18 protein-coding genes are annotated in these 19,105 nt (G+C 70.7%); 9 read left to right on the top strand and 9 right to left on the bottom strand.

All coding sequences use genetic code 11. The annotated features are described in order from the left end of the window. Nucleotides 1–12 precede the first annotated feature (12 nt). Complete coding sequence (locus ACAM42_RS28955; RefSeq protein WP_095947960.1) at nucleotides 13–1,074, bottom strand: porin; 1,062 nt, start codon at nucleotides 1,072–1,074, stop codon at nucleotides 13–15. A gap of 272 nt (nucleotides 1,075–1,346) precedes the next feature. Here ACAM42_RS28955 and ACAM42_RS28950 point away from each other — a divergent pair, with 272 nt between their 5' ends. Continuing rightward, nucleotides 1,347–1,970 (top strand): Crp/Fnr family transcriptional regulator, encoded by a 624-nt coding sequence (locus ACAM42_RS28950; RefSeq protein ID WP_223301435.1) that lies wholly within the window; start codon nucleotides 1,347–1,349, stop codon nucleotides 1,968–1,970. Nucleotides 1,971–1,983: 13 nt separating this feature from the next. Here ACAM42_RS28950 and ACAM42_RS28945 read toward each other — a convergent pair whose 3' ends face one another. The 7 genes from ACAM42_RS28945 to ACAM42_RS28915 form a co-directional block, all read right to left on the bottom strand. Beyond that, nucleotides 1,984–2,556, bottom strand: a complete 573-nt coding sequence (locus ACAM42_RS28945) for a YdeI family protein (protein WP_369632813.1) — start codon at nucleotides 2,554–2,556, stop codon at nucleotides 1,984–1,986. Between the two features lie 38 nt (nucleotides 2,557–2,594). Further along, nucleotides 2,595–3,542, bottom strand: coding sequence for a phosphatidate cytidylyltransferase (locus tag ACAM42_RS28940; protein WP_172438312.1), 948 nt, complete (start codon nucleotides 3,540–3,542; stop codon nucleotides 2,595–2,597). A gap of 5 nt (nucleotides 3,543–3,547) precedes the next feature. Then, entirely contained in the window at nucleotides 3,548–4,213 is a 666-nt protein-coding gene (locus tag ACAM42_RS28935; RefSeq protein ID WP_095747742.1) for a 1-acyl-sn-glycerol-3-phosphate acyltransferase, read from the bottom strand. 71 nt (nucleotides 4,214–4,284) lie between these two features. Beyond that, a complete protein-coding gene (locus tag ACAM42_RS28930; RefSeq protein WP_070062860.1) occupies nucleotides 4,285–4,725 on the bottom strand; it encodes a hypothetical protein in 441 nt (146 codons plus the stop codon). Then, on the bottom strand, nucleotides 4,718–6,064 hold the full coding sequence (locus ACAM42_RS28925) for a phosphatase PAP2/dual specificity phosphatase family protein (protein WP_369630215.1): 1,347 nt from the start codon (nucleotides 6,062–6,064) through the stop codon (nucleotides 4,718–4,720). Before ACAM42_RS28925 ends, ACAM42_RS28930 begins: the two co-directional genes overlap by 8 nt. Continuing rightward, a complete protein-coding gene (locus ACAM42_RS28920) occupies nucleotides 6,061–7,827 on the bottom strand; it encodes a bifunctional alpha/beta hydrolase/class I SAM-dependent methyltransferase (RefSeq protein ID WP_062482098.1) in 1,767 nt (588 codons plus the stop codon). The genes ACAM42_RS28925 and ACAM42_RS28920 overlap by 4 nt, the downstream gene beginning before the upstream one ends. Before the next feature lie 38 nt (nucleotides 7,828–7,865). Further along, on the bottom strand, nucleotides 7,866–8,480 hold the full coding sequence (locus ACAM42_RS28915) for a CDP-alcohol phosphatidyltransferase family protein (protein WP_062482095.1): 615 nt from the start codon (nucleotides 8,478–8,480) through the stop codon (nucleotides 7,866–7,868). 168 nt (nucleotides 8,481–8,648) lie between these two features. Between ACAM42_RS28915 and ruvB the strand changes: the two genes are divergently transcribed. Both ruvB and dmeF read left to right on the top strand, forming a co-directional pair. Then, the gene (gene ruvB / locus ACAM42_RS28910) at nucleotides 8,649–9,713 is read left to right on the top strand and encodes a Holliday junction branch migration DNA helicase RuvB (protein WP_062482092.1); all 1,065 of its coding nucleotides are present in this window, start codon (nucleotides 8,649–8,651) and stop codon (nucleotides 9,711–9,713) included. A 10-nt stretch (nucleotides 9,714–9,723) separates the two neighbouring features. Beyond that, a complete protein-coding gene (dmeF, locus tag ACAM42_RS28905; protein ID WP_369630214.1) occupies nucleotides 9,724–10,683 on the top strand; it encodes a CDF family Co(II)/Ni(II) efflux transporter DmeF in 960 nt (319 codons plus the stop codon). A 40-nt stretch (nucleotides 10,684–10,723) separates the two neighbouring features. On the opposite strand, the gene ACAM42_RS28900 is transcribed toward dmeF, so the two are convergent. Further along, nucleotides 10,724–12,472: a lysoplasmalogenase family protein gene (locus tag ACAM42_RS28900; RefSeq protein WP_369630213.1), complete on the bottom strand. Its 1,749-nt coding sequence runs from the start codon at nucleotides 12,470–12,472 to the stop codon at nucleotides 10,724–10,726. Between the two features lie 94 nt (nucleotides 12,473–12,566). Between ACAM42_RS28900 and ACAM42_RS28895 the strand changes: the two genes are divergently transcribed. The 6 genes from ACAM42_RS28895 to ACAM42_RS28870 all read left to right on the top strand — a co-directional run bounded on the left by ACAM42_RS28895 (nucleotide 12,567) and on the right by ACAM42_RS28870 (nucleotide 19,084). Beyond that, nucleotides 12,567–13,436 carry a UDP-2,3-diacylglucosamine diphosphatase gene (locus ACAM42_RS28895; RefSeq protein ID WP_062482079.1) on the top strand — a complete coding sequence of 290 codons (870 nt, stop codon included), beginning with the start codon at nucleotides 12,567–12,569 and terminating at the stop codon, nucleotides 13,434–13,436. 141 nt (nucleotides 13,437–13,577) lie between these two features. Next, nucleotides 13,578–14,780 (top strand): acyl-CoA dehydrogenase family protein, encoded by a 1,203-nt coding sequence (locus ACAM42_RS28890; RefSeq protein WP_369630212.1) that lies wholly within the window; start codon nucleotides 13,578–13,580, stop codon nucleotides 14,778–14,780. Nucleotides 14,781–14,792: 12 nt separating this feature from the next. After that, nucleotides 14,793–15,944, top strand: a complete 1,152-nt coding sequence (locus tag ACAM42_RS28885; RefSeq protein ID WP_369630211.1) for an acyl-CoA dehydrogenase family protein — start codon at nucleotides 14,793–14,795, stop codon at nucleotides 15,942–15,944. A gap of 4 nt (nucleotides 15,945–15,948) precedes the next feature. Next, complete coding sequence (locus tag ACAM42_RS28880) at nucleotides 15,949–17,463, top strand: acetyl-CoA acetyltransferase (protein ID WP_369630210.1); 1,515 nt, start codon at nucleotides 15,949–15,951, stop codon at nucleotides 17,461–17,463. Next, a complete protein-coding gene (locus ACAM42_RS28875) occupies nucleotides 17,460–18,239 on the top strand; it encodes an enoyl-CoA hydratase-related protein (protein WP_369630209.1) in 780 nt (259 codons plus the stop codon). Before ACAM42_RS28880 ends, ACAM42_RS28875 begins: the two co-directional genes overlap by 4 nt. 17 nt (nucleotides 18,240–18,256) lie before the next feature. Next, entirely contained in the window at nucleotides 18,257–19,084 is an 828-nt protein-coding gene (locus ACAM42_RS28870; RefSeq protein WP_369630208.1) for an enoyl-CoA hydratase/isomerase family protein, read from the top strand. The last annotated feature ends 21 nt before the right edge of the window (nucleotides 19,085–19,105 follow it).

Raw genomic sequence — 19,105 nt, 5'->3', positions numbered from 1 at the left:
AGGGTTCGGAAGTCAGAAGTTGTGGCGGATGCCGGTGGCCAGCACGCGCACGTCGTTGCCGCTGTTCGGCGTGACGGCGATGGTCGCGAGCGAGGCCGAGGCGCCGTGCCGGTTCAGCAGGCGCAGCCAGCGCGCATAGACCACGGTGCGTTTGCTCAGGTAGTAGTCGTAGCCCAGCGTCCAGGCCAGCTGCGAGCGTTCGCTCTCGGCCACCTTGCGCTGCGTGGCGCCGAAGATCAGGTTCGAGGCCGGCGTCACGTTGTAGGTGGCGCCCAGGTTCACGAGCTTCGCGGTTGGCACGTGGGGCAGGCTCGAGGCGTTGCGCACGTAGCTGGCGTACAGCTGCAGGCCGATGGAGGGCAGCTCGTAGGAGCCGGTCAGCGCCTGGTAGGTCGTGGTGGCGGGCGAGGCCACGGGCGCCGCCGCCGAGCCCGAGCGCGCGCGCTGGAAGGCGTAGGCGATGTAGTAGGGCTTGCGCGCCCAGCCGATGTTGCCGCCGTAGACGTTGCCGCTCTGGTGGCTCGGCGCGCTCGATTCGCCGGGCGCGTAGGCCAGGTCGGCGAAGAACTCCATGCTGGCCGGCGTGCGGTAGCGCACCATGTTGCTGGCGCGGGCCGCGAAGGGCGTGAGGCCCGGTTGCGCGTCGGTGGCCGCCACCAGGTTGATAGGCGAGAACACCGAGTTCAGGCCGTAGGGGTCGGCCTTGAACAGCGCATAGAACATCGGCGTGTACATGCGGCCCGCGTCGATCTGCCCCCACGGCGCCGAGAAGCCGACGAAGGACTGCCGGCTGAACGACATCGCGGGGCCGGGCAGCGTGCCGTTGCCGGTGTCGGGCGCAAAGCCGCTCTCCAGCGTGAAGTGCGCGCCCAGGCCGCCGCCCAGGTCCTCGGTGCCGCGAAAGCCGATGCGCGAGGCGGTCTGGCCGCCGTCCTCCAGCCGCGTGGAGGAGGCGGGGCCCGACCTGGCGTGCGCCACGTACAGGTCGAGCGTGCCGTAGACGCTCACGGTGCTTTGCGCGGACGCAAGGGCGCAGGCCGCGAGCGCGAGGGCCGCGGTGGCTGTCTTCTTCATTTGGGTTGTCTCCGGTGTGGCCGGTCGCCTGCGGGTGCAGGGCGGTGCCGCCTGTGTGCTTGTCGATGTCCGGGGCTTACGATAGAAATGAAGGGCCCCCGAATCTGTCAACGCTTTGACAGATTCGTGAACACCAGGGCAGGGAGAACCCGCTGACCCGACCACCTGCAACCACCCCTCCCGACGCCGAAGACAGCGCCGAGCTGCTCGACCGCGCGCTGCGCTGGAACGAGCTGTTTTCCCAATGGCCCGACGCGCGCCGCGCCGAGCTCATGAAGTCGGCGCGGCTGGTGCGCTACCGCCGCCGCACGCAGGTGCTGGCGCGCGACCGCCACAAGCGCGAGCTGCTGGCGGTGGTGTCAGGTTGCCTGGAAATCAGCAGCATGAGCCCGCAGGGGCGCAAGTACGTCAACGCGCTGCTCGGGCCCGGCCAGGTGGCGCCGCTGGTGCGCCTGCTCGAGGACGTGCCGCTGCCCTACGACTACCACGCGCACGAAGACTCGGTGATCGTCCACCTGCCCAGCGACGCCGTGATCGCGGTGCTCGACGCCGAGCCCGCGCTGTGGCGCGGCGTGGCCCGGCTGGGCCTGAAGCGCCAGCGGCTGAGCGTGGTGCTGCTGCAGAACCAGATGCTGAACTCGGTGCGCGGGCGCGTGGCCGCCACGCTGATGAGCGTGATCCATTTCTACGGCATGCAGGTGGAGGCGGCGGCGAGCCTGCCGGTGCGGCTGTCGCAGAACGACCTCGCGGCGATGCTCGGGCTGTCGCGCCAGACCATCAACAAGGAGCTGGGGCGGCTGGTCGCGGAAGGCGTGATCGACATGAGCTACAAGCGCATCCGCATCGTGGACCCCGACCAGCTCGCGGTCATCGCGACGGGCACCGGGCCGCAGTGAGCGGCGCGCGGGCTCAGGGATGGATCTTCTCGCCCTTGGCGAGCATCTCGACGAACTGCGCGATGCGCCGGGCGCGCGTCTCGGGCTTCTTCGCGCCCTGGGTGCGGAACAGCACGGCGAAGCGGTTGCGCGCATCGAGCGTGGCGAAGAAGGCCTTGGCCTTGCGGTTGGCGTCGAGCGCGGCCTGCAGGTCGGGCGGCACGGTGGCCACGCTCGGGGCGTCGTAGGCCGCCTCCCAGCGGCCGTCGGCGCGGGCGCGCTCCACCTCGGCCAGGCCGCCGGGCTGCATGCGGCCGTCGTCGATGAGCTTCAGCGCCTTGTCGCGGTTGATCTTCGACCAGATGCTGCGCGCGGTGCGCGGCGTGAAGCGCTGCAGGAAGAACTGCGCGTCCTGGCTCTTGCGCTGGCCGTCGATCCAGCCGAAGCACAGCGCGATCTCCAGCGCCTCGGGGTGGTCGACGGAGGCGATGCCGCTGGCTTTTTTCGCAATGCGCAGCCAGACGCCGGCGTGGCTCGCATGGTGTTTCTTGTACCAACGCAGCAGCGCGGCGGCGTCGGCGCATTCCAGCGGCGTGTCGTCGACGATGCGGTCCACTTTGGCCGCTGTCTTCTTCGCCGCCGGGCTCACGGCACCCACCAGTAGCGCAGTGCGTGGAAGTAGATCGGCGCCGCGAAGATCACCGAGTCGAGCCGGTCGAGCATGCCGCCGTGGCCTTCGATCATGGAGCCCCAGTCCTTCACGCCGCGGTCGCGCTTGATGGCCGACATCACCAGCCCGCCGAAGAAGCCCAAGAGGCAGATCATGAAGGCCATGAGCGCCGCCTGCCACGGGTTGAAGGGCGTGGCCCAATACAGCGCCGCGCCCATGGCGGTGGCGCTGGCCACACCGCCGATCAGGCCTTCCCAGGTCTTGGAGGGCGACAGCTCGGGCGCCACTTTGCGCTTGCCGAAGAGCTTGCCCCACACATACTGCAGCACGTCGCTGCCCTGTACCACGATGACCAGGAAGGCGATCAGCAGCAGGTTGCGGCCCTCGAAGCCCGGGATCTGCAGCGTGAGCAGCGCCGGCACGTGGCTGATGCAGAACACGCACACCATCAGGCCCCACTGGATCTTCGAGGTGCGCTCCAGGAAGCGCTGCGTGTCGCCGCCCACGGCCGCCAGGATGGGCAGCAGCAGGAAGGCGTAGACCGGGATGTAGATCGAATACAGCCCGTACCAGTCGATCCAGATCAGAAAGTACTGGCCCGGCAGCGCCACGAAAAAAGCCAGCGCGATCGCGCCGTGGTCGCCGCGCCGCGTGTAGGCCAGGCTGATGAACTCGCGCAGCGCATAGAACGAGATCAGGTAGAACAGCACGATCACGCCGCCCTTGCCGAAGGCGAAGGCCAGGCCGATCACCGCCACCATCACCCACCACGCGTTGACGCGCGAGTTGAGGTTGTCGATCACCGAGTGCGGCTGGCCGTGCGCCACGCGCCACTTGAGCAGCGCGCCGATGGCCGAGGCCAGCACGAGCACGCCGAAGACGCCGCCGAAGAGCTTGAAGGTGGTCCAGGCGAAGGGGGACATTTCGATCACGAGGCGGTCCCTCCGTTTTGTTCGATGCGGTCGTACTCCGGGCGCAGGTCGAGCATGGCCGTGCGTGCGCGGGCAAGGAAGGCCACCTTGTCTTCGCCTTCCTCGAGCTGGATCGGCGCGCCGAAGCGCACCGTGCAGGCCAGCGGGATCGGCACCAGCGTGCCCTTGGGCAGCACGCGCTTGAGGTTCTCGATCCACACCGGCACCAGCCGCACGGTGGGGCAGGCGCGCGCCAGGTGGAAGAGGCCGCTTTTCAGCGGCAGCAGGATGTCGTCTCCCGTGTTGCGCGTGCCCTCGGGGAACATGATGAGCGAGTCGCCGCCTTCCAGCGCCTCCTTCATCTGGTCGACCGGGTTGCCGCCCTGGCCCGAGCCGTCGCGGCGGATCATGAGCGCGTTGAACACGTCCTTGCCGATGAAGTTGCGCAGCTTCGAGGCCTCCCAGTAGTCCTGGCCGGCCACGGGCCGCGTGAGCGCGCGCAGGTCGGAGGGCAGCGTGGCCCACAGCAGCACGAAGTCGCCGTGGCTGGTGTGGTTGGCGAAGTACAGCGTCTGCTCGGCCTTGGGCGTGGTGCCCGACCAGATGGCGCGCACGCCGGTCAGGAGGCCGGCCGCGCCGATGATGAGCTGGCCCGCCACCACCGCGAGCCCGCGGCGCACGATGGCGCCGGGACGGGCGCTGTCGTTGCCGTCGCTGTTGCTGCTGTCGTTCTTGTTGTTGCCGTTGTCGTTGTTCAAGCGAGTTCCTGTGTCATGAGGGCGAGCAGGAAGAGCGCGTTCTGGCAGGCGATCACGATGGCGTGGCGCTGCATCAGTTGGCGGGTTCCCTGCACGCGGTCGGCGAGCGCGCGGGCGTTGGGCTGCGGCGGCGGGTCGCGCAGCCCGAGCACCGACAGGGCGTTGTCCATCGCGCCCAGCGAAGCGATCTGGCCGTTGGCCAGGCCTTCGAACAGCGCCTGGTCCAGCCGCAGCCGGAAGGCGAAGTAGCGTTCGAGCACGCCCAGCACCATCACCGCGGCAAAGGCCAGGATGGCGGTGTTGGAGAGCCCACGGAGCGTGAGCGCCAGCACCAGCGCAGAGATGCAGGTGAGCGCGAGGCCCAGGAAGGCGAGCACGGCCGCCGCGCGCAGCAGGCCGGCCAGGGTGGTGCAGGTGGCGCGTTCGTTGTCAGTCATGGCGCGAAGGGGCTGAGTCAGGGATGGGGGCGAGCGCTGCACGCCAGGCGGCGTGCAGCACGATCTGCGGGCGGGCGCGGCGCACGGCGTCTTCGGCCTGCGCCAGGCCGTGGTCGCGGCCCAGCCAGGCGATCACGGCGGCGGCGCTGCGCGAGAAGCCCAGCGCGCAGCAGACCCACACGGCCGAACCGTCGGCCGCCGCCGCGCGGCGCTGGCCTTCGATGACGGCCGCGGCGCGGCGCAGGCGCACGGGCGGCGGCACCACGAGGTCGAGCAGCGGCACGCAGCGCGCACGGGCGGGCGGCACGCCGGCCGGCAGTTGCAGCTCGGCGCACAGGCTCACGAGCCGGGGCTGGCCGGCGGCGAGCCATTCGGCCTGCGTGGGGCGACGGCCCAGGCGCAGGCCGGGCACCACCTCGACCGAGGCCGGCAGCTTGCGCGTCCAGAGCCACACATTGAAGGCCGCGGCCAGGCGGTAGGGCGCGAACAGCCAGCGCGCCGCCCAGCCCATGCGGCCGTGGCCGTCCATCTGGAAGCCGCGCGCGCCGAAGCCGAGGTAGTTGAGCGCCACCAGCGCGAGCGCCGCCGCCAGCCACGCCAGCCACAGCGCCACGCCGCCGGTCGCCAGTGCTGCGCCCAGGCACAGCGCCGCGCCCACGGCATAGAAGCCCGCGAGCTTCAGCCGCTGCGGATCGCGCGCCAGGCGCCATGCGCGCAGCATCGACACCTGGCGTGCCATCGGCCACAGCCAGACGCAGAAGATGCCCAGCAGCGCGCCGGTCGGGATGTCGATGAAGTGGTGCTGCCAGGTCGTGAGCACCGAGGCGCAGATCGCGAAGGCCCACACATGCAGCACGAGCCGCGCCCACAGCGGCCGGATGAAGCGCCGGTACCAGTCCCACAGGATCACGGCCAGCGCGATGTGCAGCGAGGGCGCCTGGTTGTAGGGCTGGTCGAAGCCGCGCAGCGCGTTGAACAGGAAGGCCGGCGCGCCCTCCACCGGCGGCTGGCCGAAGCTGAAGTGCAGCGGCCAGAGGATGAAGCAGGTGCAGGCGATGAGCGTGGCGCTCACCAGCCGCAGCGCATGCCGGTCGAGCGTGTGGCGGTCGCGCGCCAGGAACAGCGACAGCGCGTAGAAGACGTTGATGGTCCAGTACGGAAAGATCGTCCAGGCCCAGAAGGGCACCTGCCGCTCCCAGTCGAAGGCCATCGAGGGCACGCTGGCGCGCGTGGTGGCCCACCAGTTGGCGAAGCCGTAGGTCGCGTAGAACAGCGGCCCCAGAAACACCAGCCACGCGGCGGCGCGTTTCCACGGCCGGGGCGCGCGCCGGGCGGTCATTGCGCGACGCGCACCGCCAGCGACACCGTGAAGATGCCCCACTCGTCCACCCGCTGGTCGATCTTGCGGAAGCCCGCCTCCTCGACCAGCTGGTCCATCTCGGCCTGCGTGCGCCGGCGCATCACCCAGGCTTCGCCCTGGCGGTGGCTGGTGAGCGCGCGGGCGATCATTTCGAGCTGCGGGTGCCAGGGCTGGCCGGTGTAGACCAGGTAGCCCCGGTCTTCCACCGCGTCGCCCACGCCCGCGAGCGAGCGGCGCACCATCTCGTTGTCGGGGAACAGCTCGTACAGGCCCGACACCACGGCCAGCGTGGGCCGCGGCGTCACGCTCGCCAGGCTGATGCGGTCGAAGGCGTCGGCCTGCACGAACTGGGCGACGTCTTCCAGGCCCTTTTCGGCGATGAGGGCCGTGCCGTCGCGCACGTTGATGTCGCTGTAGTCGCGCAGCAGGATCGAGCTGGCCTTCACCGGGCTGGCCAGCACCGCGTCGAGCACGTAGCGGCCGTGGCCGGCCGCGATGTCCATGAGCCGCACTTCGCGGTGCATCTCGACCAGCCGCTCCATCGCGATGCGCAGCAGCTCCTCGACGTGGATCTTGCGCTGGCGGATGCCGCGCCAGCCGATGGAGTCGAGGTAGGTGCGGTCGACCGAGCGGCCCAGCGCGCCCTTGCCCTGCGGCTGGTTGCGGTAGACGTAGTCGAGCGTGCTGCCCGAGTCGAAGCCCGTGGCGTGGCCCAGCGCGATGCCGCTGGACAGCGCGCCGCCCACGCGCAGCCCGCCGCGCGTGATCGCCCAGTAGGCGCCGCGCGGCGACAGGGGCGAGAGCGGTTCGGCCAGCGCGCGCGATTCGTCGGCCGTGTTGCCGCGCAGGTGCGCCTCGCGCAGGTCGACCGGCACGGCCGGTTCGTCGAAGCGTTGCAGGATGAATTCACGGATCGACGCCACCGCGGGCGCCCGGTCCTTCTCGCCCAGCGTGTCGTGGAAGAAGCCCGGCAGCACCGTCTTCGTCTTCACGGCGCTGCCCAGCCGATCGAAGAACTGGTGCTGCGGCTTGTGGTGCACCACCCAGTCGGCGCCCGAGATGAGCAGCTGCACCGGCAGCGTGATCGCGTTGGCGTCGGCCACCACGCGGTCGGCCGCCTCGTACAGGCCCAGCAGGATGTTGACGGCGATCGGGCGCGAGATCAGCGGGTCGTTCTTGTAGCTCTCGATGCGCGCGGGGTCGTGCGTGAGGAACTTCGGCTTCACGTAGCTGTTCACGAAGAACAGCCCGCGCAGCTTGTGCATGAGCGCCAGCCCTGGCCGCGCGAACGGCACGTAGAGCTTGACCTTGAAGGCCGGCGAGGCCAGCGTGAGGCCGCGCACCTTGGGTGCGTAGTCGTGCGCCCAGGTGGCGATCAGCACCGCGCCCACGCTCTGCGCCACCACGTGGATGTCGTGCTCGGGCACGCCGTGGGCGGCGGCGATGTGCTGCACGAAGGTCTGCACGTCGCGCACCGAGGTGCCGAAGCTGGGGCTGTAGCCGCGCTGGCCCGGCGACAGGCCGTGGCCGCGCGCGTCCCAGGCGAAGAAGTCGAAGTCGGGCAGGTTCAGCTCGTCCACCAGGTGCGCCATGCGCGCGCCGTGCTCGTGGCCGCGGTGGAACAGCAGCACGGCGCCGCGCCGCGCGGCGCCCGTGGCCGGCCAGTGGCGGTAGAACAGCGATTCGCCGTCGTGCGTGCGGAAGTGATGTTCGGCGGCGACGCGGGGTGTGGAAAGGGTCATGAAGAAGGTTCTTCTTTATTTATTTGTATGGGGGTGTTTCAGACGGCCGGCGCTTCAGCCTCGGCCAAGGCGCGGCGGATGCGGTTGACGACCGTCCAGGCCACCAGCGCGGCCACGAGCGGCATCAGCAGGGCGGTCCAGCCCGGCAGCGGCCCGCCGAGGGCGACATACAACCCGAGCGCGCCGAACACGAAGGCCCGGTCGCTCTTGCCCATCGGCCCGTCGTAGCGGCGCGAGGCGCCCACCGTCGGGCCCAGCGCGCCGGCGAATTCGCTCAGCCCGGCCAGCACGATGACCGTGCCGACCCAGAACGGCGCGAACGGCGCCACCAGCGCGAAAGGCAGGTAGAGCGCGGCGTCGGAGACCACGTCGGTGAGTTCGTTGAGGAAGGCGCCCAGCCGGCTTTGCTGGTGGTGCTCGCGTGCCAGCATGCCGTCGATGGCGTTGAAGGCCATGCGCAGGAACATCCAGGCGGGGATCAGGCCGAAGGCCGCCAGCGAGGGCGCGGCGAAGAACAGCCAGAGCCCGAGCCCGACCGACACCACGCAGGCCGCCAGCGTCACCTGGTTGGCCGTCACGCCCATCGCATGCAGCCGGACCACGAGCGGTCGCAGCAAGGCCTGGAAACGCGGTTTCAGTTCGTAGATGGACACGTTCTGACTTCCCTCTCTTGTTATGTTCTGCAGGCATTCTGCCAGTGTGAAACATGGCCCCCACGCTCGGCACTTCGCGCTCTCGCGGCCCCCCGAGGGGGCGCTCGCTCGCTGGGGGCGGCCCGGCGCAGCGCCGGGACTAAACTTGCCCCCGAAGACCCACCCCCAATGACCATCCAGACCGACGATTTCGCCCCCGCCCCGCAACGCGTGGTGTCCGCCGCCCCCGCCTCGCCCAACGAGGAGGCGATCGAGCGGGCGCTGCGGCCCAAGCTGCTCGACGAGTACGTCGGCCAGGCCAAGGTGCGCGAGCAGCTCGAGATCTTCATCGGCGCGGCGCGCAAGCGCAAAGAGGCGCTCGACCACGTGCTGCTGTTCGGCCCGCCGGGCCTGGGCAAGACCACGCTGTCGCACATCATCGCGGCCGAACTGGGCGTCAACCTGCGCCAGACCTCGGGCCCCGTGCTCGAAAAGCCCAAGGACCTGGCGGCGCTGCTGACCAACCTCGAGCCCAACGACGTGCTCTTCATCGACGAGATCCACCGCCTGAGCCCGGTCGTCGAGGAAATTTTGTACCCCGCGCTGGAGGACTACCAGATCGACATCATGATCGGCGAGGGCCCCGCGGCGCGCAGCATCAAGCTCGACCTGCAGCCCTTCACGCTGGTGGGCGCCACCACCCGCGCCGGCATGCTGACCAACCCGCTGCGCGACCGCTTCGGCATCGTCGCGCGGCTGGAGTTCTACACGCCCGAAGAGCTGGCGCTCATCGTGCGCCGCAGCGCGGGCCTGCTCAAGGTCGAGACCGACGCCGCCGGCGGCTTCGAGATCGCGCGCCGCTCGCGCGGCACGCCCCGCATCGCCAACCGCCTGCTGCGCCGCGTGCGCGACTACGCCGAGGTCAAGGGCAACGGCCGCATCACCGAAGACATCGCGCACAAGGCGCTGGCCATGCTCGACGTCGACCCGCAGGGCTTCGACCTCATGGACCGCAAGCTGCTCGAGGCCGTCATCCACCGCTTCGACGGCGGCCCGGTCGGCCTGGACAACGTGGCCGCCAGCATCGGCGAGGAGCGCGACACCATCGAGGACGTGATCGAGCCCTACCTCATCCAGCAGGGCTACCTGCAACGCACGCCGCGCGGGCGCATCGCCACGCTCGCGGCCTACCGCCACCTGGGCGTGGTGCCGCCCTCGGGCCGCGCCGACGGCCCGGACCTGTTCGGCGCCTGAAGAGAAAACCATGCACACCCACGACCTGAGCGCCTGGCAGCACGACCACCATTTCGGCGCCGGCAATGCCGCCGCCGAACGCAGCACCCGCCTCGTGATGTGGATCACCGCCGCGATGATGGTGGTCGAGATCGGCGCCGGCTGGTGGTTCAACTCCATGGCGCTTTTGGCCGACGGCTGGCACATGAGCTCGCACGCGCTGGCCATCGGCCTGAGCGCCTTTGCCTACGCCGCCGCGCGGCGCTACGCCCGCGACCCGCGCTTTGCCTTCGGCACCTGGAAGATCGAGGTGCTCGGCGGCTTCGCGAGCGCGCTGCTGCTGCTCGGCGTCGCCGCGCTCATGGTGGTCGGCTCGCTGGAGCGGCTGTGGTCGCCCGTGGCCATCCACTACCCCGAGGCCATCTCGATCGCGGTGCTGGGGCTGGCGGTGAACCTGGTCTGCGCGCGGCTGCTGGGGCATTCGCACGACCATCACGGCCATGACCACGGGCACGCGCATGACCACCACCACGGCCACGACCACGCACACGGCCACGACCTCAACCTGCGCTCCGCCTACCTGCACGTGGTGGCCGACGCCGCCACCTCGGTGCTCGCCATCGCGGCGTTGCTGGGCGGCTGGTTCTACGGCTGGTCCTGGCTCGACCCGGCCATGGGCATCGTCGGCGCCGTGCTCGTCGCCATCTGGGCCAAGGGCCTGCTGAAGGAAACCGGCAAGGTCCTGCTCGACCGCGAGATGGACCACCCCGTCACCGCCGAAATCCGCGAAGGCGTCGAGACGATGCTGGCCGATTCCGAAACCCGCGTGGCCGACCTGCACGTCTGGCGCGTCGGCCGCGATGCGTACGCCTGCGCACTCACGGTGGTGACGCATTCGGCCACGCTCACGGCCGACCAGGTGCGGGCGTGCTTCTCGATGCACGAGGAGATCCGGCACTCGACGGTGGAGATTCAGCGCTGCGCTGACTAGGTCGAGGGCCTGCTCCTTCCCCTCTGTGGGAGGGAGAAAGTCAGGCCGTCGGCCGCCGGACGTGCCGCACGATCAGCATTTGCGCCGTGTAGTACGTCGCCAGCACCCACAGCGACGCCAGCGGCAGCGGCGACACGAAGCGGTTGATCGCCAGCAGCGCATCGCTCAGCATGAAGAAGCAGGCGCCCACCGCCACCCACAGCGCGGGCGGGTCGCTGGAACGCAGCACTGCCGCCCGCCCGATGGCCTGCGCCGCCATGCAGGCGATCACCACCACGTAGAACCCGACCGGGATGCGCAGCGCCACCGGCAGGCCGCCCTGCCACAAGAAGGCGTACATGCCTGCGCCGATCAGCAGCGTGGCCGCCAGCGCGCGGGGGCGCGGAAACAGCCCGACGCCGATGCGGAACAGCGCGATGTACGCCAGGTGCGCGAGCAGGAAGCACACGAGCCCAGGCACGAAGAGGTTCGCCGGCCCCATCAGCAGCACGTCGCCCGCGAGCGAGAAGGCCAGGCCGGTCAGCAGCAGTGCATCGAAGCGCGTGAGGCCGTCGGGCTGGCGTTGCGCGCGGCGGGCTGCGAAGGCAATGGCGATGGTCAGGGCCAATGGCTTGAAGAGGAGGTGCAGCCAGCCGATGCCCAAGGCCGCGCTCGCCGTGGCCAGCGCGGCGGCCTCGACCAGCAGCACCTCGGTGACCGAGAGCCGGCCCTGCAGCACCGCACCGACGGCCCACAGCCCGGCCGTCAGCGCGGCCAGCCAGACGGCGGCCTGCGGCAGCGGCACGGCGTCGGAGTACCAGAGGAACACCGTCACGCCGGCCAGCAGCGCGAGGAACTGCAGGCCCGCGAACCATTGCACGCCGCGGCTCACCACGGGCTCGTAGCGCGTCACCTTCGCGATGTCGAAGGCCGGCTTCGGGTAGCGCGCCGCCACGTCGGCCGGGCGCCAGCCGGGCGGCTTGAACCACACGCGCAGCTTGTCGGACCAGCGGCGCGCATGCCATGAATCCCTGGCGAGTGCCCAGTAGACCTCGGCGTTGGCCCACAGCGGGTCCCAGCTTTTCAGCTCGCCGCGCGTGCCGTACACGCAGCGCTCGTCCTCCTCGCGGAAGGTACCGAAGAGGCGGTCCCACACGATCAGCACGCCGCCGTAGTTGCGGTCCAGATACGTGTCGTTCACCGCGTGGTGCACGCGGTGGTTCGAGGGCGAGCAGAACCAGCGGTCGAACCAGCCGAGCTTGCCGACCTGTTCGGTGTGGACCCAGAACTGGTAGAGCAGGTCGATGAGCGCCACCACGACGAACACCAGCGGCGGCACGCCGGCCACGGCCATCGGCAGGTAGAAGAGCCAGCCCAGCAGCGCGCCGCTCGAGGTCTGGCGCAGCGCGGTCGACAGGTTGTAGTGCTGGCTCTGGTGGTGCACCACGTGCGCGGCCCACAGCACGGCCGACTCGTGGCCCATGCGGTGCAGCCAGTAGTAGCAGAAGTCGTAGAACACCAGCGCCAGCAGCCAGCCGTACCAGGTGGTCCAGAACTCGCGCGCCGCCTCTTGCGGAAAGAGCGCCACCGCCGAATACACGGCGGTGTAGATGCCGATGCGCAAGAGCCCCGTGAGCACCGCGCTGATCTGGCTCAGCATGCCCAGCCCGATGCTGTTCACGGCGTCGGCCAGGCGGTAGGTGTCCTGCCCGGTGCCGCGCCGGGCGCGCGCGCGGCCGACCGCGAACTCGATCGCGATCAGCAAAAAGAACACGGGGGACACGAGAATGATGATCTGGCCAGAGCGCATCGTCCGATTGTGGCGTTGCCCCGGTGCCACGCGTCACCGGGATGTCACGGAGTCGCCATCGCGCGGTCACGCGCGGCTGCGAACCTGCCGGACCATGCAACGCGACGACGCTTTCCTTCGCGCCTGGCGCGACACCGCGATCCAGCCTCCCGAGCCGGAGGACGACGATGCGGCGCGTCCGGCGCTGCGCTATCGCACCCTCTGGATCTCCGACCTGCACCTGGGCACGCCCGGCTGCCAGGCCCGGGCGCTGCTCGACTTTCTCAAGCACACCGAGTGCGAGACGCTGTTCCTGGTCGGCGACATCATCGACGGCTGGCAGCTCAAGCGCCACTGGTACTGGCCGCAGGCGCACAACGACGTGATCCAGAAGCTGCTGCGCAAGGCGCGCAAGGGCACGCGCGTGATCTTCATCCCGGGCAACCACGACGAGTTCGCCCGCAAGTACCTCAACCACAACTTCGGCGGCATCGACGTGGCCGACGAGTGGATTCACGAGACCGCCGACGGCCGCAAGCTGTGGATCATCCACGGCGACCTGTTCGATGGCGTGATCCAGTGCGCCAAGTGGCTGGCCTACGTGGGCGACTCGCTCTACGAGTTCACGCTCAAGCTGAATCGCCACCTCAACTCGCTGCGCGCGCGCATGGGGCTGCCGTACTGGTCGCTCTCGAAGTACCTCAAGGGCAAGGTCAAGCGCGCCGTGAGCTACGTGGGCGACTTCGAGAACGCCGTGGCCCGCGAGGCCCGCAACCGCGGCGCGCAGGGCGTGGTGTGCGGCCACATCCACCACGCCGAGATGCGCGACATCGACGGCATCCTGTACTGCAACGACGGCGACTGGGTGGAAAGCCTCACCGCGCTGGCCGAGCATGCCGACGGCACGCTCGAGATCATCGACTGGGCGCAGCACATGCCCGTCGGGACGCAAGCGGTGCCGGCGCGCGAAGCGGTCGCGGCCTGAACGTTCGGCCCGGCATGGGCCTCAACTGAAGAAAAAAGCGCTCACCGCCGCGGTGGGGCGCCCACGTTCGTCCGATCCGACGATGCCGCGCCGGCCCGCGCGCCGCACACTTGCCGGGTGTGAACCCTGTGAGACAACACCATGGCCTGGACCCTCAGCGCGGCGGAGACCGCGTTTCGCGACGAGGTTCGCGACTTTCTCGCGCGCGAGCTGACGCCTGAGCTGCGCGCCGCAGGGCGTCGCTGCTCCGGCATCTTCACCGACTACGCCGACGGCAACCGCTGGCACCGCGTGCTGGCCCAACGCGGCTGGAGCGTGCCGCACTGGCCGGTGGAACACGGCGGCACCGGCTGGACGCCGATGCAGCACTACCTCTTCGCCAGCGAGCTGGCCGCGGCCGACGCGCCGCCGCGCGCGCCCATGGGCCCCGGCATGGTCGCGCCGGTGATCATCGCCTTCGGCACCGAGGCGCAGAAGCAGGCCTGGCTGCCGGGCATCCGTTCGGGCGAAGATTATTGGTGCCAGGGCTACTCCGAGCCACAGTCGGGCTCCGACCTGGCGTCGCTGCAGTGCAAGGCGGTGCGTGACGGCGACGACTACGTCATCAACGGCACCAAGATCTGGACCACCCACGCGCAGTACGCCAACCGCATGTTCTGCCTCGTGCGCACCGCCTCGGGCGGCAAGGCGCAGCAGGGCATCAGCTTCCTGTGCTTCGACATTCCCCAGGCCGGCCTGACGATCCGACCGATCATCAGCATCTCGGGCGACCACGAGCTCAACCAGGTGTTCTTCGACGACGTGCGCGTGCCCGCCAGTGGCCTCATCGGCGAGGAGAACCAGGGCTGGACGGTGGCCAAGTACCTGCTGCAGCACGAGCGCGGCGGGGCCTGGGCGCCGATGCTGCGCGCGCGCCTGCGCCGGCTGCGCGCCGCCGCAGACAGTGCCTTCGCCGCCGCGGGCGACACCGCCGCCGACGAGGCGCGCGAAATGGCGCTGCGCCTGGCCGAGATGGGTTGCGCCATCGATGCGGTCGAGGCCACCGAGCTGCAGTCGCTGCGCGCCCAGGCCCGCGGCGAGCCGCACGGCATCCGGCCCTCGATGGGCAAGGTGATGGGCTCCGAGCTGCGCCAGCGCCTGACCGAACTCGGCGTGGAGATTGCCGCGCACTACGCGGCGGCCGATTTGCCGCTGGACGACAGCCTGCAGGGCGCGCTGGCCGTGCCCGAGGAGGCGGTGTTCTCGATGTCGGCCTACCTCAACGACCGCGCTGCGTCGATCTACGCCGGCTCCAACGAAGTGCAGCGCAACATCATCGCGGCGCAGTTGCTGCAATCACGCTGAGGCCCGTTTGCCATGACCACCCTCACCGACCAAGACGACACCCTCGCGATGCTGCGCGACAGCCTCGCGCGCTACCTCGACGACCAGCACGGCTTCGAGCAGCGCCTGCATGCGTTGGCCGCTGCCGACGATGCACCGCCGCCGTTCTGGCAAGGCCTGGCAAGTGACCTCGGCTTGCTGGGCGCGGCCTTGCCCGAAGCGCAGGGCGGGCTGGGCCTCGGCCTGGCCGCGCACCTCGCGCTGCTGCCCACGCTGGGCGGCGCGCTCGCGGCTGAGCCCTACTTGTCCACGCTGGTGATCGGCGCCGGCCTGCTGCAGCGCCACCCGGGCGCGCAGGCCGATGCGCTGCTCGCACGCGTCGTCGCCGGGCAGGCCGTGCTGGCCTTCGCACACGACGAGCCGCACAGCCGCCACGCGCGCGACGACGTGCGCACGACGCTCGTGCGCGAGGCCGACGGCCGGCTGCGGCTCGACGGCCGCAAGGCCGTGGTGCAGGTCGCGCCGTGGGCCAGCCATGTCATCGTCACGGCACGCAGCGACAAGGGCCTGTCGTTGCTCGTCGTGCCCAAGGACGCACCCGGCGTGCAGCTGCGCGCCTACCGGACGCGCGACGGCGGCCGCGCCGCCGACATCGCCTTCGACGCGGTGCGCCTGAACGCCGATGCCTTGCTCGGCGAGGAAGGCGCAGCGTTGCCGCAGATCGAGCAGGCGCTCGACGAAGCCACGCTCGCGGTCTGCGCCGAGTCCATCGGCATCCTGCGCCGGCTGATGCGCGACACGCTCGACTACGTGCGCCAGCGCAAGCAGTTCGGCGTGCCGATCTCCAGCTTCCAGGTGCTGCAGCACCGGCTCGCCGACATGCACATGGCGCTCGAGCAGGCCGACGCGCTCACCGCCAGCGTGGGCGAGGCATTGGCTGCGGGCCCCGACGCGGCGTCGCGCGCACGTGCCGTGTCGTCCGCCAAGGTCGCGGTCGCCAAGGCCTGCCGCGCCGTGGGGCAGGGCGCGGTGCAGCTGCACGGCGGCATGGGCATGACCGAAGAGCTTGCCGTGGGCCACTACGTGCGCCGCGCCACCCTCATCGAAGGCCAGTTCGGCCCGTCCGCGTGGCATCTGCGCCGCGTGGCGCAGCTGCAGCAACAACAACCCCTCTCACAGCACTAACCCCATGACAGCACTGGACGACCGCACGCCGGTCATCGTCGGCGTCGGCGAGATCACGCACCGTACCAAGGAGCCCGCCGAAGGCCTCGAACCCATCGAGCTGATGGCGCGCGCCATGCGCGCCGCCGCACAGGACAGCGGCGCCGCCGCGCTGCTGGCCGGCCTCGATTCGCTCGACGTCGTCTGCGAGTACTCGTGGCCCTACACCGACGCGCCCGCGCTGCTCAACGCACGGCTGGGCTGCAACCCGGCGCGCAGCGTCTACGGCGTCACCGGCGGCGAAGCGCCGGTGCGCTACATCCACGAAGCCGCGCTGCGCATCGCGCGCGGCGAGAGCAAGGTGGCGGCCATCACCGGCGCCGAGGCGCGCTACACGGTGGACGCTGCCGCCAAGCTCGGCACGCCGCTGGACTGGACCCCGCGCGACGACAGCGTGAAGCTGGTGCGCGGCACCGACATCTGCCACCCCGTGGCGATCCAGCTTGGCGCGGCCATGCCGACCACCATCTACCCGTTCTACGAGAACGCCGCGCTCGCCCACTGGGGCCAGACGCCGCGCCAGGCGCAGGACGAGTCGTCGCGCCTGTGGGCGCGCTACTCCGAGGTGGCCGCCGCCAACCCCTATGCCTGGCTGCGCAAGCCCTTCACGCCCGAAGACATCGCGCGCGTCGACGCGGCCAACCGCCTCATCGCCTGGCCGTACACCAAGCACATGGTGGCCAATCCGCTGGTCAACATGGGCGCGGCCGTGCTGCTCACCAGCGTGGGCCATGCGCGCGAACTCGGCATTCCCGAAGACCGCTGGGTCTACGTGTGGGACGGCGCCGCCGCGCGCGAGCCGCGCGACTACCTGCAGCGCGACCAGTACCACCGCTCGCACGCGCAGGACCTGGTGATGGAAACCGTGCTCGCGCAGGTCGGCGGCGACGCCTCGGCCTTCGAGATGCTGGAGCTGTACAGCTGCTTCCCCATCGTGCCCAAGATGGCGCGCCGCACGCTGGGCCTGGCACCCGAGGCGCGCATGACCTCCACCGGCGGCCTGAGCTTCTTCGGCGCGCCGCTCAACGACTACATGACGCATGCCGCCGCCGGCCTGGTGCGCGCGCTGCGCGCCGCGCCGAAGGGCAAGGCCGCACTGCTCTACGGGCAGGGCGAGTACGTCACCAAGCACCATGCGCTGGTGCTGGGCTCCAGCCCGCCGCCGCAAGGGCTTCCGAAGCCCGACTACGACGTGCAGGCCGCCGCCGATGCGCGGCGCGGCCCGGTGCCGCCGCTGGTGCTGCAGTACGCGGGCGTCGCCACGCTGGAGACCTTCACCGTGGTCTACGGCCGCGACGGCCAGCCTTCGCAGGGCATCGTGATCGCGCGCACGCCGGCCGGCGAACGGCTCATGGCGCGTGTCGAGGCCACGGACACGGCCTCGCTGAAGGTGCTGACCGACCTGGACCGCAGCCCCGTCGGTGGCAGCGGCACGGTGACGGCCGGTGCGGACGATCTCTTGAACTGGAGCGTGTCATGAGCGCAGTCACCGTCGAACGTTTGCCGGGCCACGTCGCCCTCGTCACCATCGACCGCCCCGAGGCGCGCAACGCGGTCAACGGCGATGTGGCCACGGGGCTCGAAGCCGCCGTCGATGCCACCGAGGCCGACGACGACATCCGCGCCGTGGTGCTCACCGGCGCGGGCCGCGAGGCCTTCTGCGCGGGCGCCGACCTGAAGGAAGTGTCGGCCGGCCGCGGCAGCGCGCTGCGCACCGAGCGCGGCGGCTTCGCGGGCTTCGTGTACCGCGAGCGCAGCAAGCCGTGGATCGCCGCCGTCAACGGCAAGGCGCTGGCCGGCGGCACCGAGCTCGTGCTGGCCTGCGACCTCGTCGTGGCCGTGCGGCAGGCCGCGTTCGGCCTGCCCGAGGTGCTGCGCGGGCTGATCGCCGCGGCGGGCGGGCTGTACCGGCTGCCGCGCGCCATTCCACCGAACATCGCGCTCGAACTCATCCTCACGGCGGGGCAGCTCGATGCCGAGCGCGCGCACGGCTTTGGCCTCGTCAACCGCCTCGTGGCCGACGTCGACGGGCTGCGCGAAGCCGCGCTGGCGCTGGCCGCCGAGATCGCACGCAACGGCCCGGTGGCGGTGCGCCAGAGCCTGCGCGTGGCGCGCGAGGCGAACAGCGGGCTCGACGAGGCCGCGCTGCGCGCCCTCACGCGCGATGCCTTCGAACGCGTGGCCGCGAGCGAAGACTTCAAGGAAGGCCCGCGCGCCTTCATCGAAAAACGCGCGCCGCGCTGGACCGGTCGCTGAACAAGAAAGAGACAGCCATGCCCGACAGCGAAGCAGACGACATCCTCATCGACCGCAGCCGCGCCGGCATCGCACTGCTCACGCTGAACCGCCCGGCGCGCCTCAACGCACTGAGCCAGCCCACCGTGCGGCGCCTGTGCGCCGCGCTCGACGCACTGGCGCAGGACGACGGCGTGCGCGTGCTGGTGCTCACCGGCGCCGGGCGCGGCTTCTGCGCCGGCTGGGACCTCACGACGCCGCTCACGCGCCGCGACGACCAGCCGCTCGACGGCGAGCCCTCGGTGGCCGACCTGATGGCGGGGCAGGAGCTGTTCGCCGGCATGGTGCGGCGGCTGCGCGCGCTCGACAAGGTGGTGATCGCCGCCGTCAACGGCGTGGCCGTGGGCGCGGGCTTTGCGCTCACGCTGGGCGCCGACATCCGCGTGGCCGCGCGCTCGGCGTCGTTCCATGTGGGCGCGGTGCGCATCGGCCTCACGGCCGGCGAGTGCGGCATCAGCTACCACCTGCCGCGGCTGGTGGGCGCCTCGCGCGCCTTCGAGCTCATGCTCACGGGCCGCCCCGTGCCGGCCGACGAGGCCGAGCGCATCGGCCTCGTCGCCGCGCTGGTCGACGACGAGGCCCTGCTGCCGCGCGCGCTCGCCCTGGCCGCCGACGTGCTGCGCAACAGCCCCTACGCCACGCGCCACACCAAGCAGCTCATGTGGGCCAACCTCGAGGCGCCGAGCCTCGATGCCGCGCTCGAGGTGGAGAACCGCGCCCAGGTGCTGGCGCTGAAAACCGAGGATTTCCGCGAGGCCGCCGCCGCCTTCGCGGCCAAGCGCGCGCCCGTCTTCACGGGACGCTGAAACGTCTTTCCGCGCTTTCGT

This window comes from Variovorax sp. V35 (genome assembly GCF_041154465.1).
Taxonomy (GTDB): Bacteria; Pseudomonadota; Gammaproteobacteria; order Burkholderiales; family Burkholderiaceae_C; genus Variovorax; species Variovorax boronicumulans.
The sequence above is the reverse complement of the archived record's forward strand: the minus strand, read 5'-3'. Positions and strand labels throughout refer to the sequence as shown.